Source organism: Streptomyces huasconensis (assembly GCF_021028635.1).
GTDB classification, from domain to species: Bacteria; Actinomycetota; Actinomycetes; order Streptomycetales; family Streptomycetaceae; genus Streptomyces; species Streptomyces huasconensis.
Genome location: NZ_CP086119.1, coordinates 6,661,630 through 6,687,169, shown reverse-complemented (window position 1 = coordinate 6,687,169; position 25,540 = coordinate 6,661,630). Strand labels below are relative to the sequence as shown.

22 protein-coding genes are annotated in these 25,540 nt (G+C 72.7%); 18 read left to right on the top strand and 4 right to left on the bottom strand.

The window, feature by feature from the left end:
- Window positions 1-105: 105 nt before the first annotated feature.
- Complete coding sequence (locus tag J2N69_RS29805; RefSeq protein ID WP_230904931.1) at window positions 106-2,655, bottom strand: polysaccharide lyase family 8 super-sandwich domain-containing protein; 2,550 nt, start codon at window positions 2,653-2,655, stop codon at window positions 106-108.
- Between the two features lie 215 nt (window positions 2,656-2,870).
- Between J2N69_RS29805 and J2N69_RS29800 the strand changes: the two genes are divergently transcribed.
- Window positions 2,871-4,115 carry a hypothetical protein gene (locus J2N69_RS29800; protein ID WP_230903450.1) on the top strand — a complete coding sequence of 415 codons (1,245 nt, stop codon included), beginning with the start codon at window positions 2,871-2,873 and terminating at the stop codon, window positions 4,113-4,115.
- A complete protein-coding gene (locus J2N69_RS29795; protein WP_230903449.1) occupies window positions 4,103-5,368 on the top strand; it encodes a hypothetical protein in 1,266 nt (421 codons plus the stop codon). Before J2N69_RS29800 ends, J2N69_RS29795 begins: the two co-directional genes overlap by 13 nt.
- A 19-nt stretch (window positions 5,369-5,387) precedes the next feature.
- Here J2N69_RS29795 and J2N69_RS29790 read toward each other — a convergent pair whose 3' ends face one another.
- Window positions 5,388-6,080, bottom strand: a complete 693-nt coding sequence (locus J2N69_RS29790; RefSeq protein ID WP_230903448.1) for a pyridoxamine 5'-phosphate oxidase family protein — start codon at window positions 6,078-6,080, stop codon at window positions 5,388-5,390.
- A gap of 185 nt (window positions 6,081-6,265) precedes the next feature.
- Between J2N69_RS29790 and J2N69_RS29785 the strand changes: the two genes are divergently transcribed.
- Window positions 6,266-9,151: a glycoside hydrolase family 2 TIM barrel-domain containing protein gene (locus tag J2N69_RS29785; protein ID WP_230903447.1), complete on the top strand. Its 2,886-nt coding sequence runs from the start codon at window positions 6,266-6,268 to the stop codon at window positions 9,149-9,151.
- A 77-nt stretch (window positions 9,152-9,228) separates the two neighbouring features.
- Entirely contained in the window at window positions 9,229-9,651 is a 423-nt protein-coding gene (locus J2N69_RS29780; RefSeq protein WP_230903446.1) for a VOC family protein, read from the top strand.
- Between the two features lie 160 nt (window positions 9,652-9,811).
- On the opposite strand, the gene J2N69_RS29775 is transcribed toward J2N69_RS29780, so the two are convergent.
- Both J2N69_RS29775 and J2N69_RS29770 read right to left on the bottom strand, forming a co-directional pair.
- The gene (locus J2N69_RS29775) at window positions 9,812-10,537 is read right to left on the bottom strand and encodes a DUF6597 domain-containing transcriptional factor (RefSeq protein ID WP_230903445.1); all 726 of its coding nucleotides are present in this window, start codon (window positions 10,535-10,537) and stop codon (window positions 9,812-9,814) included.
- A gap of 112 nt (window positions 10,538-10,649) precedes the next feature.
- Complete coding sequence (locus J2N69_RS29770) at window positions 10,650-11,783, bottom strand: YihY/virulence factor BrkB family protein (RefSeq protein ID WP_230903444.1); 1,134 nt, start codon at window positions 11,781-11,783, stop codon at window positions 10,650-10,652.
- A gap of 17 nt (window positions 11,784-11,800) precedes the next feature.
- On the opposite strand from J2N69_RS29770, the gene J2N69_RS29765 reads away from it, so the two are divergent.
- The 14 genes from J2N69_RS29765 (at window position 11,801) to J2N69_RS29705 (ending at window position 25,540) form a co-directional block, all read left to right on the top strand.
- A complete protein-coding gene (locus J2N69_RS29765) occupies window positions 11,801-13,435 on the top strand; it encodes an acyl-CoA dehydrogenase family protein (RefSeq protein WP_230903443.1) in 1,635 nt (544 codons plus the stop codon).
- Window positions 13,436-13,699: 264 nt separating this feature from the next.
- Window positions 13,700-14,998 carry a GAF domain-containing protein gene (locus tag J2N69_RS29760; RefSeq protein WP_230903442.1) on the top strand — a complete coding sequence of 433 codons (1,299 nt, stop codon included), beginning with the start codon at window positions 13,700-13,702 and terminating at the stop codon, window positions 14,996-14,998.
- Window positions 14,999-15,044: 46 nt separating this feature from the next.
- Window positions 15,045-15,632, top strand: coding sequence for a GNAT family N-acetyltransferase (locus J2N69_RS29755; RefSeq protein WP_230903441.1), 588 nt, complete (start codon window positions 15,045-15,047; stop codon window positions 15,630-15,632).
- 124 nt (window positions 15,633-15,756) lie between these two features.
- Window positions 15,757-15,840: a putative leader peptide gene (locus J2N69_RS36575; protein WP_330166862.1), complete on the top strand. Its 84-nt coding sequence runs from the start codon at window positions 15,757-15,759 to the stop codon at window positions 15,838-15,840.
- A 145-nt stretch (window positions 15,841-15,985) separates the two neighbouring features.
- On the top strand, window positions 15,986-17,683 hold the full coding sequence (locus J2N69_RS29750) for a nitrite/sulfite reductase (RefSeq protein ID WP_230903440.1): 1,698 nt from the start codon (window positions 15,986-15,988) through the stop codon (window positions 17,681-17,683).
- Window positions 17,680-17,859, top strand: coding sequence for a hypothetical protein (locus tag J2N69_RS29745; protein ID WP_127909339.1), 180 nt, complete (start codon window positions 17,680-17,682; stop codon window positions 17,857-17,859). Before J2N69_RS29750 ends, J2N69_RS29745 begins: the two co-directional genes overlap by 4 nt.
- Entirely contained in the window at window positions 17,856-18,566 is a 711-nt protein-coding gene (locus J2N69_RS29740) for a phosphoadenylyl-sulfate reductase (RefSeq protein WP_230903439.1), read from the top strand. The genes J2N69_RS29745 and J2N69_RS29740 overlap by 4 nt, the downstream gene beginning before the upstream one ends.
- Window positions 18,563-19,132 carry an adenylyl-sulfate kinase gene (gene cysC, locus J2N69_RS29735; RefSeq protein ID WP_230903438.1) on the top strand — a complete coding sequence of 190 codons (570 nt, stop codon included), beginning with the start codon at window positions 18,563-18,565 and terminating at the stop codon, window positions 19,130-19,132. Before J2N69_RS29740 ends, cysC begins: the two co-directional genes overlap by 4 nt.
- A 186-nt stretch (window positions 19,133-19,318) precedes the next feature.
- The gene (gene cysD / locus J2N69_RS29730; protein ID WP_230903437.1) at window positions 19,319-20,257 is read left to right on the top strand and encodes a sulfate adenylyltransferase subunit CysD; all 939 of its coding nucleotides are present in this window, start codon (window positions 19,319-19,321) and stop codon (window positions 20,255-20,257) included.
- Window positions 20,257-21,600, top strand: coding sequence for a sulfate adenylyltransferase subunit 1 (locus J2N69_RS29725; RefSeq protein ID WP_230903436.1), 1,344 nt, complete (start codon window positions 20,257-20,259; stop codon window positions 21,598-21,600). Before cysD ends, J2N69_RS29725 begins: the two co-directional genes overlap by 1 nt.
- 246 nt (window positions 21,601-21,846) lie before the next feature.
- Window positions 21,847-22,950, top strand: coding sequence for an aliphatic sulfonate ABC transporter substrate-binding protein (locus J2N69_RS29720; protein ID WP_230903435.1), 1,104 nt, complete (start codon window positions 21,847-21,849; stop codon window positions 22,948-22,950).
- A gap of 81 nt (window positions 22,951-23,031) precedes the next feature.
- On the top strand, window positions 23,032-23,823 hold the full coding sequence (locus J2N69_RS29715) for an ABC transporter ATP-binding protein (RefSeq protein WP_230903434.1): 792 nt from the start codon (window positions 23,032-23,034) through the stop codon (window positions 23,821-23,823).
- Complete coding sequence (locus J2N69_RS29710; RefSeq protein ID WP_230903433.1) at window positions 23,810-24,748, top strand: ABC transporter permease; 939 nt, start codon at window positions 23,810-23,812, stop codon at window positions 24,746-24,748. The genes J2N69_RS29715 and J2N69_RS29710 overlap by 14 nt, the downstream gene beginning before the upstream one ends.
- A gap of 6 nt (window positions 24,749-24,754) precedes the next feature.
- The gene (locus tag J2N69_RS29705) at window positions 24,755-25,540 is read left to right on the top strand and encodes a sirohydrochlorin chelatase (RefSeq protein WP_230903432.1); all 786 of its coding nucleotides are present in this window, start codon (window positions 24,755-24,757) and stop codon (window positions 25,538-25,540) included.

Sequence of the window (25,540 nt, the reverse complement as noted above, 5' to 3'; positions counted from 1 at the left end):
CACGATGGTGGACCCGATGCCCCCTGCCATCAGGCCGTGGTTTCCTCCGCCTCCCCCTCGTGGCGGAGAGGCCATGCGCCGGACGGGGCACCGCGGCCGGGGGGTTCAGCCGCGCAGCGTGACCGTGAAGCTCTTGCCGTACGCGTGCCGGGTGTCCACGTCGATCCGCGTGCCGCCCGGGTCCCGGCTCACCCGCACCCCCTCGTCCGCGGTGACCTTCCCGAGGCGGCGGCCCCGGAGCAGGACCGTGATCCTGTCCCGGTCCATCGTCGGGTCGGACACGGCGACGGTGGTGGTGGCCGCGCCGCCGCGGCCCCGGCGGCGCACGATGACGGAGGCCGGTCCCTCGACGCACAGCCCGGCCGTCTCGTGCCGCCCCGGCGTGAAGGAGTTGGCGGCGGTCATGCCGAGGCCGGAATGGGAGACGGCCTGGAGGCGCGGTGAGTTGGCGAGGACCTTGAGCGGCCCGTGGTGGTGTGCGCGCAGCCAGTCCTCGGTGGCGTTCGGCACCAGCGCGTAGGCCAGGCGCGCCGGCCGGGCCCCGGCGGCCCCGTCGACCGTCACGCCGCACACCGAACGCGTCACGGCGGTATCGGGGTTGGCGGTGCGCACGGCCCGGCGGCTGCGGGTGACCCGCTCCAGGGTGACCCGCACCGGCGGGGTGTCGAGGAAGACGTAGCCGACGGCGGTGTTCTGGGTGGCGTTGGCGTAGCGCAGCCGGCGCAGGTCCGCCGTGCCGGGGCCGGACCAGGCGCGGCCGTCGCGGCGCGTCCCGGTGAGCGTGACCCGGTCGTCGGGGGCGGCGACGCGGGCGTCGACGGTCGTGGTCACGGCCCGCCCCGCGGCATCCCCGACCCCCGCGGCGAGCACCACGATCTCCTCGTCGAACAGGAACCACGACTTCGTCGCCCGCGCGCCCCGGTACACGACGAAGTCGTCGGGGAGCAGCGCCCGGTCGCGGTAGGCGGCGTCGCTGGACTGCACGAGGCCCGCCGCGCCGTACGCCCCGAGGACCGCGCCGCCCGACCAGGCGTTCGTGCCGCGCGGGAAGTAGAGGTACGTGTTCTGCGACTCGGAGGACGAGGTGAAGTGGAGGGGGTGGCCGGGGTTGTCGTAGTACGCCTTGCCGTACAACTCGGGGATGGTGCGCCGCTGTTCGACGGGGGCCGTGACACCCGCGAGGCCGTACGGCGAGACCGTCGTGAAGTAGTCGACGCCGTACGCCTGGGTCTGGTCCTGGCCCGACAGGTAGAGGTAGTGCGCGCCGTCGCCCTGGAACCACGGCATGAGGTTCTCGCCGTTCATGTACTCGTACTTGCTGATCCGGTCGGAGCTGCGGGCGAGCGCGAAGGCGTAACCGGGCCTGCGGTGCACGGTCTTGTCCATGGCGTTGAAGGCGACGCTGCGCGTGGCCGGGTTGAGGTCGGCGGGGGGCGGGGAGGGGTCGCCGATGATGTCGGCGTAGCGCACGATGCTGACCGGGGAGACGAAGCGGGCCGGGTCGAGCGGGGTGCGCGAGGTGGCCCTGAGGTGCTTGACGTAGCTCTTGAGGGCGGTGGCCTCGGTGCCGGTCGCGAGGGAGGCGAGGTCGACGACGGCCTCCACGACCACCGCCACGTCGGCGTACCCGGACTCCGTGCGCGCCACGGCCCGGCCCTTGACGATCTCCATCATCCAGCCCTCGAAGATCAGCGGGGCGAAGCCGTCCTTCACCCAGCCGTACACGGTCGGCACCAGCTCCTCGCCGTGCGCGAACCCGGTACCGTCGAGGATCTTGAGGGTCTGCACGACCCGGCTGAGCAGGCCTTTGCCGTACGAGCCCGTGTACGCGACGGAGGCGTGCTGGATGAAGGAACCGTCCGCGTAGTGGCCGTCCGTCACACCGTGCCGCAGGTGGTAGGGGTCGATGGTGAGGAAGACGGTGAGCTGGTCGGTGAGGGCCTTGCGGATGCGGGCGTCGCCCGCGTCGTCCCCCAGGAGGGCGCCCTGGAGGACGCGGTTGGTGGTGATGTCGGCGAGGTTGGCGCCGGTGTGGAAGCGCGAGTCGAGGTTGACGTCGCCGTCGGTGCCGTTGCGCAGGTAGGCGTCCATGGAGGAGACGTAGGCGCGCACCAGCTCCGGGCGGTGGGCGCGCGTCTCGTCCGCGAGCAGGACCAGGGTCTTGGTGATGTGCTGGGAGATGCCGATCTCCCAGTGGAACCAGTTGCCGTAGTAGCCCTTGGACTGGTCGCCGTAGTGGCGCTCGTGGAGCCAGGCCAGGCCGTCGAGCACGCGGCGTTGTACGGCGGTGTCGCCGTACAGTCCGCCTGATCCGGGGGTGCGGGTGGCGAGGGCGGTCTCGTACAGGCGGCGGTAGGCGGTGTTCAGGTTGGCCTCGTCGGTGCCGAGCGCGAGACCGGCGAAGAGTTCGCCCTCGCCCGCGTCGTCCATCGCCTTCAGGTTCGCCCGCGCGGCGCGGTCGACGGCGGCGAGTTTCGCGGCGGTCTCCGGCCGGGCGTTGGACGCGGCGGTCCCGGCGAGGACCGCCACGGTGTTGGCGAGCAGTTGGACGCGGCCCTTCGCGGCCGTGGCGGCGTCCGCGCGGCCGGCGGGGATCACCGCCAGGAGTCCGGCGGCCGACAGGGCGGACAGCAGGCGTCTGCGGGTGATCTCCATGGCGGCCTCCACCGGCGGCGTACGGGCGTTCTGGTGTTCCTTGCTGCGGGGCTGGCTCGGGCGGGTGTGCAGGCGGGTCTTCAGGCGGGTCTTCAGGCGGGCGGAGTCAAGCAGATGCCCCCGGCCGCGACAAGGGTCCCGGCGCCGACGCGCGGACCGCGGTTGATACCGTCCCTCCCTGATCTTGCTGCGGTACACGGGGGAAGGGGAGCACCATGCCCGGGGTGGGCGCGGCGCGACGGCGCACCTGGATCGTCTCCGGCCTGGTGGCCCTGGCGGTGGTCGCCTCGTCCGTGACATGGCTCGTCGTGTCCCGGGCCGGGGACCGCGAGGAACGGCTCGCGGCCAATCAGCGGCAGCTGGCGCGGGCGTGTGCCGGGCTGCTCCCGCGGGAGCTGGGTGCGTTCGTGCCGGACGACAAGAGCGGCGTACTGGACGAGTTCGGCACGATGCTGTCGCCCCGCGAGGAGAGCCGCGCGCTGCTCGACTGCACGCTGTCGTGGGGCGGCGGCGATGACGCCTGGGAGCCCGACGCGCAGGCGCGGGTGCGGGCCGAGGCCGCGCTGACCCGCACCGCCCCGCCGCCGTCCGACGGTTCCTTCGGGCTGCCGCTGCCGGACAGCGCGCTCGGCACCGTGTCGACCGACGACCGGCTGACCGGCAGCACGGTGTCGGCCTCCCTGCTCGCCGACTGCCCCAAGGGCCTCACCGGTCGCGTACGTCCCTCACGGGACCTGCTCGTCACGGTCGACCTGCCGTCGGCGGAGGACGAGTACGACGTCCCCGAAGCCGACCGTCTCCTCGCGGCCCGCACGGCGGTGCGCGTCGCCGACTGGGTGGCGAAGAAGCAGGGCTGCGGCGGCGCGCCCCTGCGGTCGGCGTCCGGCGCCGCCGCCCCGGCCAAGGTTTCGAAGCTCTGCGCCTGGCTCTCCGCCAAGGCGCTGCCGCTCGCGCCGGGCGAGTGGACGTTCGACGGGAACATGTCGACGTACAGCAGGCGCACCGGGGCGTGCGGCGGCCGGTGGGACGACCCCGCCGGGAGCCCCGCGGAGCTGACGGTCAAGGCGGTGGGCGCGGAGAGCTGGTCGGGCGTGCTCGCGGGCGGCGCGTACGAGAGCCATCGGGGCAACGCCCGGGTCCCCGGCGCCGACGACCCGGCCGCAGCCGGCGAGCCGGTGACCATCCAGGAGTCCGGCGACGACCCGCTGCTCGCCCTGTGGGCGCGGTCGCAGTGCGTGGCGGGCCCGACGTATCACCGCGTCACGGTCACCCCGCAGCTCAGTTTCACCGAAGGGACGCGGGAGGGCACGGCGGTGCTGGAGCCGAAGGAGCGGCGGCAGCTCTCCCGGAAGGCACGGGCCGTGCTCGACCGCTATCTCGCGGCGCCGGACGGCTGGCCGCGACGCGCACACTGCCGGGACACGAAGGTCATGGGAGAGGTGGCGCAGTGGCGCGGCTGACGTGGGGGACGAGGGCGGGGCGGGTGGTGCTCACGTCCTGCGGGGCGCTGGCCGCCCTGGCCCTGATCGCGGGCGGCTTCTACTGGTGGGGCGGGCCGCATGAGCGCCGCGTGGCCCGGCAGGTGCTCGCCGGGGCCTGCGACGGCGTGCTGCCCTCGGCCGAACTGCTGGACTTCCTCGGTGAGGGGCCGCTCAGGAGCGGGCCCGGCCGGACCGATCTGCGGGAGGCGCACGGCGACCGGCGTCAGGTGACGTGCGCCGTCAGCCGCGCGACCGAGCACCACGCCGGTCATCCGACGCACGACGCGTCGGTCGAGGTCACCGTGCAGGGCGTGCCGGAGCGGCGCGGCGGCTCCGCCGAGGACGGCGCGGGCGAAGTGGCGCAGGGCCATGGGCCGTTGTACCCCGACGTGCCGGCCGAGCTGCCGCCCGCCGCGCTCGGCCGGGGCTGGCAGGGCCTGTTCACCACGGGCGAGAGCTTCACGCACCGGGCCGACGGGGAGTCGGTGACCACCACGGTGCTCCTGGACTGCGCCCGCGACCGCGGCGGCCTGCTCGTCACCGTCGAGGTCGAGGAGGAGGACGGCACGCTCGACGACCCGCGCCGCCGCACCGCCTACGCGCGGATCGCCACGGCGACGGCCGCGAAGGCCTCGCGGCAGTGGGGCTGCGACGCCCCGCTCGGCAAGCCGCTGCGCACCGTGGCCCTGCCGGTGAACGCCGACGAGGACGTTCCGCTCGCCGACGCGTCCGGCTCCTGCCGCGGCGTTCCCGGGCGGGGCGCGCGGGTGTCCCGGGCGTGGGAGGGCAGGCCCGTGGGCGGCCCGTTGGAGGTGTGCGTGGTCGCGGGCGGCCGTACCGGCATGCCGGCCGGAGCCCCGGAAAGTGAAGCGCGCGGTCACCGCCTCGTCGCGTACTACGGGCCGTACGCGCAGGCCGAGCGGCTGCGTCAGCGGGAGCGGCACGGCGGGTACTCCGAGAAGCCCGTGCCCGGCGAGGCCCCGGCGGGGCGGTTGCCGGGCGGCGGCCACTGGGCGACCGCCACGTGCCGCGACGGCTCCGGGCCCGCCCTGTTCACGGTGCGGCTGAGCGGCACGACGGACGGAGAGGCGTACGGGACGGACGAGTCGGTCGGTGAACACCGCGCCCCGAAGCCCACCGCCGCCGACCTGGCCTACGAGCGCACCGCGCTGCGGGAGTTCGCCCGACGCTCGACCAAGGCCCACGACTGCGCGGCACCGACGCTGCCCTGACCCGCCGCCGTGGGTCCCCTCACCCCTGCCGGGTGCCGCCGCGCCCCGCGATGTGCGGCGGTGGTTCGATGCCCGGTGGGAGCAGTGGATCGGCGACGGGCATGCCCCAGGTGGTGGTCAGGGGGAGGTTGCCCGCCCATATGCCTAGCGCGGCGTCCGGGCCCTCGCCGTCCTCCGGCGGTCCGACGGACGTCTTGACGGAGGCCTCGGCGAGGGAGAGCGCGAGCAGGGTGGTCGCGGCGAGTTCCTTGCGGCTGGGGCGGCGGGCGTAGTCCCACTGGCCGGGCGCCGCGTGCTCGGTGAGCAGGCGCAGGCCGCGCAGTTTCTCGTCGGGGTCGGTCACCTTGCGCGGGACGCCGTGGATCATAGCGCTGCGGTAGTTGACGCCGTGTTCGAACACCGAGCGGGCGAGGACCAGCCCGTCCACGTGGGTGACCGTGACGCAGACGGGCGCGGCCGGGTCGGCGGCCAGGCTGCGGCTGGCGACGGAGCCGTGCAGGAACAGCTCGGTGTCGTCACGGCCGTAGACGGTGGGCACGACCATCGGCTGTCCGTCGACGACGACTCCGAGGTGGCAGACGAAGCCCGCGTCCAGGATCGCTTCGAGGTCGGCGCGGGCCAAGCTGCCCTGCTCGCGGAGCCTGCGGAGGCGCGTGCGGTCGGTCACGGGCAGGTCCGGGGGCAGCACCGACGGCTGAGATCGTCTGTTCACACGGCGACAAGTTACCGATACCGCGTCGCAGTGGCCAGACTTCAACGAAATCCGGCTCCCCCGGCGGCCCGTGCCGCGCTATCCGCATTCCTGTGCGCACGCGTCCAAACGGCGCCCGAAGAGTCCATCGACTCCCGCTCCGAAACAATTGTGAGCCGCCGCCCCGGCGCGGTCTGATGGAACGCATGGATCTCCGCTCCCCCGAAGACCACCACGAGGACGTCTCCCCCGGCACCGGCAGCCTCCCGCCCCGCGCGTGGTACGCGACGTCGGACGCCCCCGCCCTCTCCCTCAACGGAACCTGGCGCTTCCGCCTCTCCCCCACCGCCGACGCCGAGGACGACACGTTCGCCGCCGCGGGCCCCCACGACAGCGGGTCCTGGGACGAGATCACGGTCCCGGGCCACTGGGTCCTCCAGGGCCACGGCGCGCCCCAGTACACCAACCAGCTCTACCCCTTCCCGCTGGACCCGCCTCGGGTGCCCACCGAGAACCCCACCGGCGACCACCTGCGCACCTTCGGCCTCCCCGCCGACTGGCCGGCCACCGGAACCGCGGTCCTGCGCTTCGACGGCGTCGAGTCCTGCGCCCGCGTCTGGCTCAACGGCACGGCACTGGGCGACTTCAAGGGCTCCCGGCTCGCCCACGAGTTCGACGTCGGCGCGCTGCTGCGCCCCGAGGGCAACGTCCTCGCCGTCCGCGTCCACCAGTGGTCCGCCGGGTCGTACCTGGAGGACCAGGACCAGTGGTGGCTGCCGGGCATCTTCCGCGACGTGACGCTGCTGCACCGGCCCGAGGGGTGCGTGAGCGATCACTTCGTCCACGCCTCGTACGACCATCGCGCGGGGACGGGCACGCTGCGGGTCGACGCGGACGTCCAAGGGCGGGTCAGCGTCGCCGAGTTGGGCATCGACGTGGCGACGGGCGAGGAGGTCACCGTGCCCGTCGAGCCGTGGACCGCCGAGACGCCGAGGCTCTACGACGGGGTCCTGGCGACGGCGGGCGAGCGCGTTCCGCTGCGCGTCGGCTTCCGCACGGTCGCCCTGGAGGACGGGCTCATCAAGGTCAACGGACGGCCCCTCCTCTTCCGGGGCGTGAACCGGCACGAGTTCCACCCGCGGACCGGCCGCGCACTCGACCTCGACACCATGCGCGCGGACGTCCTGCTGATGAAGCGGCACAACATCAACGCCGTCCGCACCAGCCACTACCCGCCCCACCCCGCCTTCCTCGACCTGTGCGACGAGTACGGCCTGTGGGTCATCGACGAGTGCGACCTGGAGACCCACGGCTTCCAGGCGGTCGGCTGGCGCGGCAACCCCGTCGACGACGACCGCTGGACACCCGCGCTCCTGGACCGCGCGGCCCGCATGGTCGAGCGCGACAAGAACCACTCCTCGGTCATCATGTGGTCGCTGGGCAACGAGTGCGGGACGGGCCGCGGCCTGACCGCCATGGCCGCGTGGATTCGGGCGCGTGACGGCGGCCGCCTCCTGCACTACGAGGGTGACAGCTCCTGCGCGGACACCGACCTCTACTCCCGGATGTACGCCGATCACGCCGAGGTCGAGCGGATCGGCCGGGGCGAGGACGAGGGCCCCGGCAGGCGCCGTGAACTCCCGTTCCTCCTCTGCGAGTACGGGCACGCGATGGGCAACGGCCCCGGTGGCCTCAGCGAGTACCAGCGCCTCTTCGAGACGTACGAGCGGCTCCAGGGCGGCTTCATCTGGGAGTGGATCGACCACGGCCTCGCGCATCCCGCGTACGGCTACGCCTACGGCGGTGACTTCGGCGAGGAGCTACACGACGGCAACTTCGTCTGCGACGGCCTGCTGTTCCCGGACCGGACGCCGTCGCCGGGCCTCGTCGAGTACAAGAAGGTGATCGAGCCGGTCCGCATCGAGGGCGACGGCCGCGGCGGCACCGTCCGCGTCACCAACCTGCACGACTTCGCGGACCTCGCCCACCTGGCCTTCACCTGGTCGTACGAGGTGGATGGCGTGAGCGTCGCCGACGGCACTCTGCCGGTGCCCGCGACCGGCCCCGGTGAGCGCGCCGAGGTGAGGCTGCCACCGGCCCCGGAGCACGGCCGGGGCGCGGAGACCCGGTGGACGGTGCGGGCGGTGCTCGCCGACGACACGGCGTGGGCGGGGCGCGGTCATGAGGTGGCGTGGGCCCAACTACCGGACGCCGTGGGTATGTTGCCGCCGCTGCCGGGGGGCGCGGCTCCGGTGCGCGAGGATCGTCACCTCCTCCTCGGTCCGGCCGTGTTCGACGCCCGCGGAGCACTGCTGTCCCTCGGCGGCAGGGAGATCGAAGACCTGCGCCTGGACGTGTGGCGGGCACCCACCGACAACGACAACGGCATGCCCTGGCGCCCCGAGACCCCGCCCGCCGCGCAGTGGCGGACCCTCGGCCTCCACCGGATGCGACACCGGTGGACGGGCGTCGAGCTGGGCGAGGACGCCTTGACCGTACGCACCAGGGTGGCGCCCGCGGCGAGCGACCTCGGCCTGCGGGTGGCGTACCGCTGGCAGGCGGACGACAGCCGCCTGCTGCTCACGCTGGACGTGGAGCCGGAGGGCGAGTGGACGGTGCCGCTGCCGCGCGTGGGCATCCGCTTCGGGCTGCCGGGCGCTTCCGGGCCGGTCCGATGGTTCGGCGGCGGCCCCGGCGAGGCGTACCCCGACACCGGGGCGGCCTCGCGCGTCGGCGTCTGGGAGGCGGACCTCGACGCCCTGCACACCCCGTACGTCCGCCCGCAGGAGAACGGCGCCCGTCCCGGTCTGCGCTGGGCGGAGGTCGGCGGGCTGCGGATCGACTGCGGTGCCGACGGCCCCTGGTTCACCGCCCGCCGCTGGACCACCGAGCAGCTCGACGCCGCCCGGCACCGCACCGACCTCACCCCCGGCGACACCGTCTGGGTCAACCTGGACATCGGCCAGCACGGCATCGGCTCCGGGTCCTGCGGTCCCGGAGCCCTGCCGAAGTACCGACTGCACGCCCGCCGTGAACAGCTGCGGGTCACCTTCTCCACCGCCGTGCCGCCCGCCCCGGCAGGTGCCCGGTAAGAAGGACTCGCGGACAGTGGGGAGGCGTGTCCGATTCCTTCAAGACCCGTCAGCAGGGGGCTCATAGGCTCGCGACCATGAAGAGCACACCCACTCCCACGCCCGCCCCCCGGTTCGATCTGATCGGCCTGGTCGTCTCCGACATGGCCGCGTCGCTCGCCTTCTACCGCCGCCTCGGCCTGGAGTTCCCCGAGGGCTCCGAGAGCGCGCCGCACGTCGAGGCGGCGCTCCCCGGCGGCCTGCGCATCGCCTTCGACACGGAGGAGACCGTGCGGTCCTTCCACGAGGGTCGGCGTCCGCCCGGCGGCGGGGGGCGGATCGGGCTCGCCTTCCACTGCGGGACGCCGGAGGGCGTCGACACGGCCCACGAGGAGCTGACGGCCGCCGGGTACAAGAGCGAGCTGACGCCCTTCGACGCGCCCTGGGGGCAGCGGTACGCGGTCGTGCTCGACCCGGACGGCAACGGCGTCGACCTCTTCGCGCCGCTAGGGCCTGTCTGACAATTCCCGTCGTCGCCCGGAGGGCGGCCTCGCGGCGTCAGGTGCGTGCTCTCGGCGTGCCGGGCGTAGGGCCTCGTACTGGATGTACTTGGCTCTGCGCCCGGTGCGGCGAGAGTGCGTGCATGGCGTCGCGAGGCAGACGGGAATTGTCAGACAGGCCCTAGGAGCCGCCCAGTAGCCCGGTGAGCGACCGGCCCGTCAGCTCCCTGACGTCGCGCGCCAGGTGGGCCTGGTCGGCGAAGCCCGCCCGGGCCGCGGTGTCCGCGTACGGCAGTCCTTCGCGGGCCAGTGCGAGGGCCCGCTGGAGGCGCAGCACGCGGGCGAGCGTCTTCGGGCCGTACCCGAAGGCGGGCAGCGCACGGCGGTGGAGCAGGCGGGTGTGGACGCCGAGGGCGGCCGCCGTCCCGGCGACGGAGCGGCCGGCGTCCAGGGACCTGACCACCTCCGCGAGAAACGGGTCGGGCGGCCCGGCGCCGGCGGCGCGCCGCATCGCGAGGGCCTCCAGGGCGGCCGTCGGATCAGGCGCGCCGTCCACCCGGTCCGTCAGGCGGCGCGCCGTCGCCGTGCCCCACAGGTCGGCCAACGCCACGCGCCGATCCCGCAGCTCGTGGGCGGGGACGCCGAGGAAGGCGGGGGCGGTGCCGGGGTGGAAGCGGATGCCGACGTAGCGCGCGCCGGGCTCCGTGGCGCCGGGGACGTACGCACGGGTGTCCGGGCCCGCGACGAACAGCCTGCCCTCCGTCCACAGCAGGTCCATGCAGCCGTCGGGCAGCACGGGGCGGTCGTCGCCGGGTGTGCCGGTGGCCGTGCGCGTCCACACGACGGCGCCGGCCAGCCGGGACGGCCGCTCCCGGTAGGCTCCCTCGTCGCCGGTCTCGTGCGCCACGCAGGGAAGGCTACGCCGCGCGACCTGACGACTTCAGACCCTCGACGGCCGCAACGCGGTGCTCTCCGAGGGGGTGCGGCCCCCCGCACACCAACGCCGGGGGGCCGACGCGTCACTCCGGAGGCTGCTCCGTGCCGTTCTTCTTCGCGTGCGTCCGCAGCCGCGCCGTCACGTCGTCCGGCGGCAGGAAGCGGGACCACCGCTCGGGGAACTCGGAGGGCATCTCCGGGTCGTCGGGGTCGAGTCCCTCGCGCGCGGCGGCCGCGCGGGCGATGACCTCGGCGGCCTGGGCCTCCCTTATGCGGTCGTTGGCGGCGCGCGCCGCGGCCGTGGCGACGGACGGCCAGACGCGGTCGATCGCCGCGTTGACGGCCGCGCCCACGAGGACCGCGAAGGCCGAGACGCCGATCCACAGGAGCACGGCGACCGGCGCCGCCAGCGAGCCGTAGATGGTGGGGCCCTCCACCGTGCTGGTGAGGTAGATGCGGAGCAGGAAGCTGCCCAGCACCCACATGGCGAGCGCGATCAGCGCGCCCGGCATGTCCTCGACCCACGGCGAACGCACCGGCACCGACACGTGGTACAGCGTCGTCAGGAAGACCACGGAGAGGATGACGACGACCGGCCAGTAGAGGATCTGGACGACCGTCGTCGAGCCGGGCAGCAGTTTCACCACCGCGTCGGGCCCCGCCACCATCAGCGGCAGCGCGACCGAGCCGATGAGCAGCGCCACGATGAACAGGCCGAAGGCGAGGAGCCGGGTCTTGACGATGCCGCGCACGCCGTCGAGGCCGTACATCACGGTGATCGTGTCGATGAAGACGTTGACGGCGCGCGAGCCGGACCACAGGGCGAAGACGAAGCCGATGGAGATCACGTCGGGACGGCCGACCTTCATGACGTCTTCCAGTATCGGCTGCGCGATCTGGCTCACCCCCCGGTCGGACAGGACCGTGCGGGACGCCTCCAGGATGTTGTTCTCGACGCTGGCGATGGTGTTCGCGCCGGTCCACCGGTCGACGTAGGCGAGCAGCCCGATGAGGCTCAGGAGCAGCGGCGGCACGGAGAGCAGCGTGAAGAACGCCGCCTCGGCCGCGAGCCCCAGGATGCGGTACTCGATGCACGAGTTGACGGTGTCCTTGAGCAGCAGCCAGGCGGTCCTGCGCTTGGAGACGTCGCGGTACAGAGCGCGGGCCCGTTTCCAGCGTCCGGAGGGCCGCCCGGGTGTTTCATTTGCCTGGTGCACCTCCTTACCGTAGCGGCATGGCAGCCACCACCCACACAGTGACCAACCAGGCTCCGCCCCTGGTCGGATATGACGTATTCGCGTCCGACCGGGCCCTCGTGGAGGGCGTCGAGCGGCATCTGGACCCGGAGCTCCTCGATTCCGCCCGCGAGGACCTGTCGCTGCTCGGCCGCAGCGCCGGTTCCGCCCAGGCGCAGGAGTGGGGAGCACTCGCCAACGCGTACCCGCCCGTGCTGCGCACCCACGACCGGTACGGCAACCGGATCGACGAGGTCGACTTCCATCCGTCCTGGCACCGGCTGCTCGGCAAGGCGGTCGGCGGGGGCCTGACCACGGCCTGGTCGCGGCCCGGCGGGCATGTGCGGCGCGCGGCCGGGTTCCTGGTGTGGACGCAGGTCGAGGGCGGCCACGGCTGCCCGGTGTCGATGACGCACGCCGCCGTGCCCGCGCTGCGCGCCGATCCGGCGCTCGCCGCCGAGTGGGAGCCGCGCCTGACCTCCACCATCTACGACCAGGGGCTGCGCCCGGCGTCGCAGAAGGCGGGCGTCCTCTTCGGGATGGGCATGACGGAGAAGCAGGGCGGCAGCGACGTACGGGCCAACACGACGCGCGCAGCGGCTCTCTCGGAGGAGGGGACGTACGAGCTGAAGGGCCACAAGTGGTTCTGTTCGGCGCCCATGTCCGACGCCTTCCTGGTGCTGGCGCAGGCCGAGCAGGGGCTGACCTGCTTCCTCGTGCCGCGCGTCCTGGAGGACGGCACGCGCAACCCGTTCGCGATCCAGCGGCTCAAGGACAAGCTGGGCAACCGCTCCAACGCCTCCAGCGAGGTCGAGTTCGACGGGACGTGGGCGCGGCGGGTCGGTGAGGAGGGGCGCGGGGTGCGCACCATCATCGAGATGGTCGCGGCGACCCGCCTGGACTGTGTGCTGGGTTCGGCCGCGCTGATGCGGCAGGCCGTCGCGCAGGCGGTGCACCACGCCACGTACCGGGAGGCGTTCGGCGGCAAGCTGATCGACAAGCCGCTGATGCGCAACGTCCTGGCGGACCTGGCGCTGGAGTCGGAGGCGGCCACGACGCTGGCGCTGCGGCTGGCGGCGGCGTACGACGACGGGAGCGAGCAGGAGCGGGCGTTCCTGCGGCTCGCGGTGCCGGCCGCCAAGTACTGGGTGACCAAGCGGTGCACGCCGATGGTCGGCGAGGCCCTGGAGTGCCTGGGCGGCAACGGCTACGTCGAGGAGTCGGGGATGCCGCGGCTGCTGCGGGAGGCGCCGCTCAACTCCATCTGGGAGGGGTCGGGCAACGTCCAGGCCCTGGACGTCCTGCGGGCGCTCCAGCGTGAGCCGCAGGCCCTGAACGCGTTCCTCCAGGAGGTCGGCAGGGCCCGGGGCGCCGATCACCGGCTGGACGGCGCGATCAAGGGGCTGCTGACCGAACTGGCCGACCTGGAGGGCATCGAGGCGCGGGCCCGGCGGCTCGTGGAGCGCATGGCGCTGGTGCTCCAGGGGTCGCTGCTTGTGCGGTACGCGCCCGCGGAGGTGGCCGACGCGTTCTGCGCCTCGCGGCTCGGCGGGGACTGGGGCGCGGCGTTCGGCACGCTGCCGCACAGCCTGGATCTGGCCTCGGTGGTGGAACGGGCCGCTCCGCGGTCCTGACCGCCGACACGGGGGTGGTGCCGCGCCGACACGGCACCACCCCCGCACTTCAGGCCCCTTGAGGAGCATGAACACCGCACGGGCGGTGTGGTGACCAGATTCAGTCACCGCACAGCCGTTCGCGAGAGTTGCATGAGGTTGCAACGTGGACGGCGCCCGACGTCACTTGATTCATCGTCGAACCATCACTGCGGGCCGCGCGCACAAGGCACGATGAGGGGACGCCTCGTACGCACTGGTCTGGCCGGAAAGGACCCAGTGGTGATGAACGCCCCTTCGACGATCGATCTCGCGCGGATCTCCACCATGGACCTCGCGCACGCCGCGCGGCTCCTGAAGGGGGTGCGGGACGCGACGCTCTCCGGACAGCGCCCGCGCGTCATGCCGCGGCCGGTGATCGGCGAGTCCTGGGGGCGCATGCTGACCGGCGGGGTCGACCCGGACCGCGACGTCCGATCCCGGCTGCTGAGCGAGGAGGAACTGGAGGAGCGCCGCCGCGCCTCGCCGCTGCTGCCGATCCTGCCGGGGCTGCGCGAGGCCCTGGTGACGGTGGCGGACGCCGCGCAGCACATCATGGTCGTCTGCGACGCGGACGGCCGGGTGCTGTGGCGCGAGGGCAGCTCCGCGGTGCTCCGCAAGGCGGACACGCTCGGTTTTGAACCCGGAGCGGACTGGAGTGAGGGCGTCGTCGGCACGAACGGCGTCGGCACCCCGCTGGTGGTGCGCCGCCCCGTGCAGGTCTTCTCCGCCGAGCACTTCGTGCGGACCCACCACTCCTGGACGTGCACGGGCGCGCCGGTGACCGATCCGCGGGACGGCACGCTGCTGGGCGTCGTCGACGTCAGTGGCCCGCTGCGGACCATGCATCCGGCGACGCTGGCGCTGGTCGACTCGGTGGCCAAGCTCGCCGAGGCCCGGCTGCGCGAGCGGCACGTGGCGGCGCTGGAGCGGCTGCGCGCGGTGGCCGCCCCGGTCCTCGCGCGTCTGGCGGGCCGGGCCCTCGCCGTGGATGTGCACGGCTGGACCGCCGCGGTGACGGGCATGCCCGCGGCGGACCGGCTGCGGCTGCCCAAGGCCCTCGCGGCGGGCCGCGCCTGGCTGCCGTCGCTGGGCACCTGCCGGGTGGAGCCGCTGCCCGGCGGCTGGCTGCTGCGTCCGGAGGACCCGTGGGAGACGCCGGAGCCGCTGCCCGCGACCCGGGTCGTGCTGGACGTGAGCGGGGCGCGCCGGTGGACGCTCGCGATGCTCGGCGGGGCCCGTGACTGGACCCACGACCTGAGCCCGCGCCACGCGGAGCTGCTCTACCTCCTGGCCACGCACCGCAAGGGGCGCACCGCGTCGGGCCTGGCCGAGGACATGTTCGGCGAACCGGAGCGTACGGTGACGGTTCGGGCCGAACTCTCCCGTATGCGCCGTTACTTGGGCCCTCTGCTCGCCCACCGCCCCTACCGCTTCCGCGAGGACGTCGAGGTGGAGCTGGTCCTCCCGGACCACCCCGCGAACCTCCTGCCGCACTCGACGGCGCCGGCGATCCGGCGGGCGCGGAGCGTGGCGGAGCCTTGAGCCCCCTCATGGCGTCCCGTCGCGGGGCCGTGATTCGCTGAGCCCCATGAGTCTCACTGTCACCACGTGGTCGCTGGAGCAGACGTCTCCCACCGATCTGCTGCCCGCCGCCGCGCCCGAGGGCGACGTACGGATCGTGCGCGCCGAAGTCCCTTCGCCCGAGTTCAGCCGGTTCCTGTACGCGTCCGTCGGCGGGGACATCAGCTGGACCGACCGGCTGTCCCTCACTTATGCCGAGTGGCAGGAGCTGCTGGCGCGGCCGGGTGTGGAGACGTGGGTGGCGTACGACAGGGGGACGCCCGCCGGGTACGTGGAACTGGCGGCGCGGGGTGAGCGGGGGGACGCGGCGCCCGGCGTCGTCGAGATCGTGTACTTCGGGCTGCTGCCGGCCTTCCGGGGCCGCGGGATCGGCGGGCACCTCCTCTCGTACGGGGTGGCGCGCGCCTGGGACCTGGCCGGGCGGTGGCCACAGCTGCCGCCGACGGAGCGGGTCTGGCTGCACACCTGTTCCTTGGACGGCGAGCACGCCATGGACAATTATCTGCGCCGCGGCTTCAAGCTCTTCGACACCAAGGTCGACCAGGAACCGGAGGTGGCCGCTCCGGGCCCGTGGCCGGGGGCCCTGCGCGACTGACGCACCCCGCCCCGCTCCTTTGATCTCTGTGACCCATGACACCCCTGTCCATCATCCGGGACAGGGGTGTCCACATTCTGGATAATGCTGGACTGGGCCGAAAGTCCCGTGACACGCTTCCGTCATGGATCGCACTGGAATTGCCTTGGTGAGTCGGCGTCACGTCGACCTCGGCCGCATGTCCAGCGCCATGTGTCCGGCTCGCTGACCAGCTCAGCACCGCCGCACATCTGATCACTCGACTTCCCCGCTTCCCTCCCTGCGCAGCGCCGCGCGCGCATGTCCGCATCTCCGCATGTGCCCGTATCCGCAGGTCAGAGCTGGCTTTCCGCTGCCCCGAAGGACGTACTCCCATGCCCGCCACCCCAGAGAACCCCGCCCCAGCCACGCCCCGCCGCAAGGCGAGCCGTCACCGCGGCGAGGGCCAGTGGGCCGTGGGCCACTTCACCCCGCTCAACGGGAACGAGCAGTTCAAGAAGGACGACGACGGTCTCAATGTGCGGACACGCATTGAGACGATCTACTCGAAGCGCGGCTTCGACTCCATCGACCCCAATGATCTTCGCGGCCGCATGCGCTGGTGGGGGCTGTACACCCAGCGCAAGCCCGGGATCGACGGCGGCAAGACGGCGATCCTGGAGCCGGAGGAGCTGGACGACGAGTACTTCATGCTGCGCGTGCGCATCGACGGCGGGCGGCTGACCACCGAGCAGCTGCGCGTCATCGGCGAGATCTCCGAGGAGTTCGCGCGCGGCACCGCCGACCTCACCGACCGGCAGAACGTGCAGTACCACTGGATTCGCATCGAGGACGTCCCCGAGATCTGGCGGCGGCTCGAAGCCGTGGGGCTCTCCACCACCGAGGCCTGCGGTGACACGCCGCGCGTCATCCTCGGCTCGCCCGTGGCGGGCATCGCCGAGAACGAGATCATCGACGGCTCCCCCGCCATCGACGAGATCCAGCGCCGCTTCATCGGCAACCCCGAGTTCTCGAACCTCCCGCGCAAGTTCAAGTCGGCGATCTCCGGCTCCCCGCAGCTGGACGTCGCCCACGAGATCAACGACGTCGCCTTCGTCGGCGTGCACCACCCCGAGCACGGCCCCGGCTTCGACCTCTGGGTCGGCGGCGGCCTGTCCACCAACCCCAAGCTGGGCGTGCGGCTCGGCGCCTGGGTGGCGCTGGAGGACGTACCGGACGTCTACGGCGGCGTCATCGGCATCTTCCGCGACTACGGCTACCGCCGGCTGCGCAACCGCGCCCGCCTGAAGTTCCTCGTCGCCGACTGGGGCCCCGAGAAGTTCCGCCAGGTCCTGGAGGACGAGTACCTGAAGCGGAAGCTGGCCGACGGTCCCGCGCCCGAGCAGCCCGCCGGGACCTGGCGCGACCACCTCGGCGTGCACCGGCAGAAGGACGGCCGCTTCTACGTCGGCTTCGCGCCCCGCGTCGGCCGCGTGGACGGCGCCACCCTCACGAAGATCGCCGAGGTCGCCGAGGCGCACGGCTCGGGGCGGCTGCGCACCACCGCCGAGCAGAAGATGATCGTGCTCGACATCGAGCAGGAGCAGGTCGACTCGCTCGTCTCCGCCCTGGAGGCGCTCGACCTGAAGGTCAAGGCCTCGCCGTTCCGGCGCGGCACGATGGCCTGCACCGGCATCGAGTTCTGCAAGCTCGCCATCGTCGAGACCAAGGCGCGCGGCGCCTCGCTCATCGACGAACTGGAGCGCCGCATCCCGGAGTTCGACGAGCCCATCACCATCAACATCAACGGCTGCCCGAACGCCTGCGCCCGCATCCAGGTCGCCGACATCGGGCTCAAGGGCCAGCTGGTCCTGGACGACGACGGCAACCAGGTCGAGGGCTACCAGGTGCACCTGGGCGGCGCGCTCGGCCTCGACGCCGGCTTCGGCCGCAAGGTCCGCGGCCTGAAGGTCACCGCCGACGAGCTTCCCGACTACGTCGAGCGGGTCATCAAGCGCTTCCAGGCGGAGCGCGAGGACGGCGAGCGCTTCGCCACCTGGACCGCCCGCGCCTCCGAGGAGGCCCTGAAGTGAGCGAGCGAGCCGCCCCCTTCCACTGCCCCTACTGCGGCGACGAGGACCTGCGCCCGAACGAGACCGGGCACGGCGCCTGGGAATGCGCGGCGTGCAACCGGGCCTTTCAGCTGAAGTTCCTCGGGCTCCTCGCCCGGGGGGTTCAGCACACCGACGGCGGAGGGGATCAGATATGACGTCCACTCAGACAATGCGTACGGACGCGGAGTCGAGGGCGCTCGCCGAGCAGGCGGGGCGCGACCTGGAGGACGCGTCCGCCCTGGAGATCCTCCAGTGGGCGGCCGACACCTTCGGCGAGCGGTTCTGCGTGACCTCCTCCATGGAGGACGCGGTCGTCGCCCACCTCGCCTCGCGGGCCAGGCCGGGCGTCGACGTCGTGTTCCTCGACACCGGCTACCACTTCCCGGAGACGATCGGCACCCGCGACGCCGTCGAGGCCGTGATGGACGTCAACGTCATCACGCTGACGCCCCGTCAGAGCGTGGCCGAGCAGGACGCCGCGTACGGCCCGAAGCTGCACGACCGCAACCCCGACCTGTGCTGCAAGCTGCGCAAGGTGCAGCCCCTGGAGGACGGCCTCAAGGGGTACGCCGCCTGGGCCACCGGGCTGCGCCGTGACGAGTCGCCGACCCGCGCGAACACGCCGGTCGTCGGCTGGGACGAGAAGCGCCGCAAGGTCAAGGTCTCGCCCATCGCCCGCTGGACGCAGGACGACGTCGACGCGTACGTCGCCGAGCACGGCGTGCTCACCAACCCCCTCCTGATGGACGGTTACGGCTCGGTGGGCTGCGCTCCGTGCACCCGCCGTCTGCTGGAGGGCGAGGACGCGCGCGCCGGCCGCTGGGCCGGGAACGCCAAGACCGAGTGCGGGATTCACGGATGACCGCGGCACGACGAGCAGTTCAGGAGAACCACGTGACCGGAGCCACCGTCTGGCTCACCGGCCTGCCCAGCGCCGGCAAGACGACCATCGCGTACGAACTGGCGGGCCGCCTGCGCGCGGAGGGCCGCCGCGTCGAGGTCCTCGACGGCGACGAGATCCGCGAGTTCCTCTCGGCGGGGCTCGGCTTCAGCCGCGAGGACCGGCACACCAACGTGCAGCGCATCGGCTTCGTCGCCGAACTCCTCGCCCGCAACGGCGTGCTGGCGCTCGTGCCGGTCATCGCGCCGTTCGCGGACAGCCGTGAGGCGGTGCGCAAGCGCCACCAGGCCAACGGCACCGCGTACCTGGAGGTGCATGTCGCGACACCGGTCGAGGTCTGCTCCGTACGCGATGTGAAGGGCCTGTACGCCAAGCAGGCCGCGGGTGAGATATCCGGGCTCACCGGGGTCGACGACCCCTACGAGGAGCCCGCCTCGCCCGACCTGCGCATCGAGTCGCAGGACCAGACGGTGGCGGAGTCCGCCGCGGCCCTGTACACGCTGCTCACCGAGAGGGGTGTCCTGTGAGCGACGCATGCGCGGCCGCCCGGCCGCGGACGACCACGAGTCCCGCGCCTCTGCGCCGTGCAGGCGGAGAAGCGAACGAAAGGGGTGTCCTGTGAGCGACGCATGCGCGGCCGCCCGGCCGCGGACGACCACGAAGCCCGCACCCCTGCGCCGCGCAGGCGGAGAAGCGAACGAAAGGGGTGCAGCATGACGACCGTCGCCACGACGACCGGCGAGGGCACCAGCAGCCCCTACGCCCTCAGCCACCTGGACGCCCTGGAGTCCGAGGCGGTGCACATCTTCCGCGAGGTGGCGGGCGAGTTCGAGCGGCCGGTGATCCTCTTCTCCGGCGGCAAGGACTCCATCGTCATGCTGCACCTGGCGCTGAAGGCGTTCGCCCCCGCGCCCGTCCCCTTCTCGCTGCTGCACGTGGACACCGGGCACAACTTCCCCGAGGTCATCGAGTACCGCGACCGGGCGGTGGCCCGGCACGGGCTGCGGCTGCACGTCGCCTCCGTGCAGGAGTACATCGACGCCGGAAAGCTGCGCGAGCGCCCCGACGGCACGCGCAATCCGCTCCAGACGGTGCCGCTCACGGAGAAGATCCAGAGCGAGAAGTTCGACGCGGTCTTCGGCGGCGGGCGGCGCGACGAGGAGAAGGCGCGCGCCAAGGAGCGGGTGTTCTCGCTGCGGGATGAGTTCTCGCAGTGGGACCCGCGCCGCCAGCGCCCCGAGCTGTGGCAGCTCTACAACGGCCGCCACGCCCCCGGCGAGCACGTCCGCGTCTTCCCGCTGTCCAACTGGACCGAGCTGGACGTGTGGCAGTACATCGCCCGTGAGGACATCGAGCTGCCGCAGATCTATTTCGCGCACGAGCGGGAGGTGTTCAAGCGCTCGGGGATGTGGCTGACCGCGGGCGAGTGGGGCGGCCCCAAGGACGGCGAGACCGTCGAGAAGCGGCTGATCCGCTACCGCACGGTGGGCGACATGTCCTGCACCGGCGCCGTCGACTCCGACGCCACCACGCTGGACGCCGTCATCGCCGAGATCGCCGCCTCCCGCCTGACCGAGCGCGGGGCGACCCGGGCCGACGACAAGCTGTCCGAGGCCGCGATGGAAGACCGCAAGCGCGAAGGGTACTTCTAATGAGCACGTCCACCGAGCAGTTCGCCGACGTCTCGGCGACCACGCTGCTGCGCTTCGCGACCGCCGGGTCCGTCGACGACGGCAAGTCCACCCTGGTCGGGCGGCTCCTGCACGACTCCAAGTCGGTCCTCACCGACCAGCTTGAGGCCGTCGAGCGCGTGTCCGCCAGCCGCGGCGCCGACGCCCCCGACCTGGCGCTGCTCACCGACGGTCTGCGCGCCGAGCGCGAGCAGGGCATCACCATCGACGTGGCCTACCGCTACTTCGCCACCGCCCGGCGCCGGTTCATCCTCGCCGACACCCCCGGGCACGTGCAGTACACCCGGAACATGGTCACCGGCGCCTCCACGGCCGACCTCGCCGTCGTCCTGGTCGACGCCCGCAACGGCGTCATCGAGCAGACCCGCCGCCACGCCGCGGTCGCCGCCCTGCTGCGCGTGCCGCACGTCGTCCTCGCCGTCAACAAGATGGACCTCGTCGCCTACGAGGAGCGGGTCTTCGCCGAGATCGCCGAGGAATTCACCGCGTACGCGGCCGAGTTGGGCGTCCCGGAGATCACCGCGATCCCCATCTCCGCGCTGGCCGGCGACAATGTCGTCGAGCCGTCCGCCACCATGGACTGGTACGGCGGCCCCACCGTCCTGGAGCACCTGGAGACGGTCCCGGTCAGCCACGACCTGACCTCGTGCCACGCGCGGCTGCCCGTGCAGTACGTGATCCGCCCGCAGACCGCCGAGCACCCCGACTACCGCGGCTACGCGGGCCAGATCGCCGCCGGCACCTTCCGCGTCGGCGAGTCGGTCACCGTCCTGCCCTCGGGCCGCACCTCGAGGATCACCGGGATCGACCTGCTGGGCAAGGCGGTGGACGTGGCGTGGACGCCGCAGTCCATCACCCTGCTCCTGGAGGACGACATCGACATCTCGCGCGGCGACCTGATCGTGCCGAGCGGGGACACCCCGCCGACCTCGCAGGACATCGAGGCGACGGTCTGCCATGTCGCCGACACGCCGCTCAACGTCGGCCAGCGGGTGCTGCTCAAGCACACCACCCGCACGGTCAAGGCGATCGTCAAGGAGATCCCCTCGCGGCTGACCCTGGACGACCTGTCCCAGCACCCGGAGCCCGGCCGGCTCGTCGCCAACGACATCGGGCGCGTGAAGGTCCGTACCGCCGAACCGCTGGCGCTCGACTCCTACGCCGACTCGCGGCGCACCGGGTCGTTCCTCCTGATCGACCCGGCCGACGGCACGACGCTCGCGGCGGGCATGGCGGGCGAGGCGTTCGCCACCGCCGCCGAAGAGGCCGCGCCGGCCGCGGACGACGAGGGCTGGGATTTCTGACATGGCCCGCCTCGACATGTTCTCGACCTTCGCGAAGGAGGGCGGCCGCATCGGCAGCGGCGCCCTCGGCAGCGGGCAGGGCGGAGTCGCGCGATGTGCGCGCTGACGTACGCGCACCGCCTGCGCGCCCACGGCCACCCCGCCCTGCGGGGTGGCCCCGTACGACGTACGCGAAGACGAAGACCTGCCGACCTCCCGGCCACGACCTGACGGCGTGCGCCCGGGCCGACGAGAGGAACACCTCCCGTGCCTGCACCACGCATCCGACGCGCCGCCCTGCTGGCGCTGCCCCTGCTGGCCCTGACGCTCGGCGCCTGCGGCTACGGCTCCGAGTCGGTCGAGAACGAGGGCAAGGCCGAGATCGCCGCGGGCGCGAAGAAGGTCGACGGCCTGGACAGCGTGCGGATCGGCTACTTCCCGAACCTCACCCACGCCACCGCCCTTGTGGGCAACCGCGAGGGGCTCTTCCAGAAGGAGCTGGGGGGCACGGAGGCGAAGTACTCGCAGTTCAACGCGGGTCCCTCGGAGATCGAGGCGCTGAACGCCGGTTCGATCGACATCGGCTGGATCGGCCCCTCCCCGGCCATCAACGGCTACACCAAGTCGGCGGGGAAGAACCTGCGCATCATCGGCGGTTCGGCCTCCGGCGGCGTCAAGCTCGTGGTGAACCCCGAGAAGATCAAGTCCCTGGACGACGTCAAGGGCAAGAAGATCGCGACACCGCAGCTCGGCAACACCCAGGACGTGGCGTTCCTCAACTGGGCCGCCGAGCGGGGCTGGAACGTCGACGCGGAGAGCGGCAAGGGTGACGTGTCGGTGGTCCGCACCGACAACAAGATCACCCCGGACGCCTACAAGTCCGGTTCCATCGACGGCGCGTGGGTGCCCGAGCCGACCGCCTCCAAGCTGGTCGCCGAGGGCGGCGAGGTCCTCCTCGACGAGGCGGACCTGTGGCCGGACAAGAAGTTCGTGATCACGAACATCATCGTGAAGCAGAGCTTCCTGAAGGAGCACCCGAAGGCCGTCGAGGCCGTGCTGCGCGGCGCCGTGAAGACCAACGCGTGGATCGAGAAGAACCCCGGCAAGGCGAAGGCCGCCGCGAACGCCCAGCTCAAGGCGGACTCCGGCAAGGCGCTGCCCGCCGAGGTGCTCGACCCGGCGTGGAAGTCCATCCGGACGACCGACGACCCGCTGGCCGCGACGCTGGAGGCGGAGGCGGACCACGCGGTCAAGGCCGGCCTCCTGGAGAAGCCGGACCTGCGGGGCATCTACGACCTCCGGCCGCTGAACAAGGTCCTGCGGGCCGCGGGCGAGTCCCCGGTCGACGACGCCGGTCTCGGCGTCAAGTAGCCCGTAGAAAACAGACGTCGAGTTCCCGAGTTCCCGAATCCCCGAGATCCCGAGTTCCTGAGTTCCCAGGAGGTGACGACCATGGCGACCGCTCTCGCCAAGGCCGCGGAGGACATCAGCCCCGCGACCACGCACGCCGCCAGGATCGAGCACGTCTCGAAGTCCTTCGGCGGACCCGCCGGGTCACAGCTCGTCCTCGACGACATCACGCTCGATGTCGCGCCGGGCGAGTTCGTCACCCTCCTCGGGGCCTCGGGCTGCGGGAAGTCGACGCTGCTCAACCTGGTCGCCGGGCTCGACAAGCCGTCGGCGGGCGCCATCACGACCGACGGCCGCCCGGCCCTGATGTTCCAGGAGCACGCGCTCTTCCCGTGGCTGACCGCGGGCAAGAACATCGAACTCGCCCTGAAGCTGCGCGGCGTGCCGAAGGCGGAGCGCCGCCCGCGGGCCGAGGAACTGCTCGAACTCGTCCGGCTGCACGGCGCGTACCGCAAGCGGGTGCACGAGCTGTCCGGCGGCATGCGTCAGCGCGTGGCGCTGGCGCGGGCCCTGGCGCAGGACAGCCGGCTCCTGCTGATGGACGAGCCGTTCGCAGCGCTCGACGCGATCACCCGCGACGTGCTGCACGACGAGCTGACCCGGGTCTGGAGCGAGACGAACGTCTCGGTCCTCTTCGTCACGCACAACGTCCGCGAGGCCGTGCGCCTCGCCCAGCGCGTGGTGCTCCTCTCGTCGCGTCCCGGCCGGGTGGCGCACGAGTGGCGGGTCGACATCCCGCACCCGCGCCGCATCGAGGACTCCGCCGTGGCGGAACTGTCCGTCGAGATCACCGAACAACTGCGTGGGGAGATCCGCCGCCATGGCCAGCACTGAGACGACCGGTCCGGATGCCGGGACGACGGCGCCCGGGGGCGCGCGGAAGCAGCCCGCGGACGGCCAGGACCTCGCCGGCCTGGAGGCGGGCCTCGACGCCCTGGAGACGGCCGCCGGGCCCGCCCGCACGCCGGTGCGCCAGGTCCTGACCCAGAAGGTACTGCCGCCGCTCACCGCGGTGCTGCTGGTCCTGGTGGTCTGGCAGGCGCTGGTCGCCTTCGACGTCGTCGACGACCCGAGCAAGCTGCCCTCGCCGTCCGCGGTGTGGGACGAGGTGCGCGACGCGTGGCTTGCGGGCACGCTCCTCGACTACATCTGGACATCGGTCTCACGCGGCCTGCTCGGCTTCCTGCTCGCCCTGGTGATCGGCACGCCGCTCGGCCTGATCGTCGCCCGGGTGCGGTTCATCCGGGCCGCGATCGGCCCGATCCTCTCCGGACTCCAGTCGCTGCCGTCGGTGGCGTGGGTGCCGCCCGCGGTGCTGTGGCTGGGGCTCAACAACCAGATGATGTACGCGGTGATCCTGCTCGGGGCGGTGCCCTCCATCGCCAACGGCTTGGTGTCCGGCGTCGACCAGGTGCCGCCGCTGTTCCTGCGCGCGGGCCGCACGCTCGGCGCGAGCGGGCTGCGGCACACCTGGCACATCGTGCTCCCGGCCGCGCTGCCCGGCTATCTCGCGGGCCTCAAGCAGGGCTGGGCGTTCTCCTGGCGCTCGCTGATGGCCGCCGAGATCATCGCGTCCTCGCCGGAGCTGGGCGTGGGCCTCGGCCAGCTCCTGGAGAACGGCCGCAACGCCAGCTCCATGCCGATGATCTTCCTCGCCATCTTCCTCATCCTGATCGTCGGCATCGCCATCGACCTGCTCATCTTCAGCCCGCTGGAGCGGCGCGTGCTGCGCGGCCGCGGGCTCCTCGTGAAGAGCTGACCCGCCATGCGCCGAGCCACTGTCGCCCCGCACCGCCCCGTGCTCCTGGTCATCGCCCACGGCAGCCGCGACCCGCGGCACGCCACGACCGTGCACGCGCTGGCGCGGCGGGTGCAGTCGCTGCGCCCGGGGCTGCGGGTGGAGACGGCCTTCCTGGACTTCAACGCCCCTTCCGTACCGGCCGCGTTGGACCGGCTCGCGGCGGAAGGCATACGCGACGTCGTGGCGCTCCCTCTCCTCCTGACGCGCGCGTTCCACGCGAAGGCCGACATCCCGTCGGTGCTGCGGGAGGCCCCCGCCTCCCTGCGCATCCGCCGGGCACCGGTCCTCGGCCCGTCGCCCCTGCTCCTCTCCGCTCTGGAGCAGCGGCTGTACGAGGCGGGGCTCGACCCCGCCGACAAGTCCTCGACCGGGGTCGTGCTGGCCTCGGCGGGGTCCTCCGACCCGGAGGCGATCGCAGTGATCGCTGACATCGCGCGGGAGTGGCGGCACACCGGTTGGTGCGCCGTGCGGCCTGCGTTCGCCTCCGCATCCCTGCCGCGCACGGAAGACGCCGTGCGCGCGCTGCGCGACGTACCGGGGGTGCGGCGGGTGGCCGTCGCGCCTTATGTCCTCGCGCCCGGCTTCCTGCCGGATCGCATCGCGCGGGGCGCCGCCGAGGCCGACGTGCTGGCGGACGTGCTCGGCCCCGCGCCGGCGGTGGCCCGGCTGCTCGTGCGGCGCTACGACGAGGCGTACGCGCCGGACACCTGCCCTGCTGCTCCTCTGGCGCGGATTCCCGCACTGGCCTAG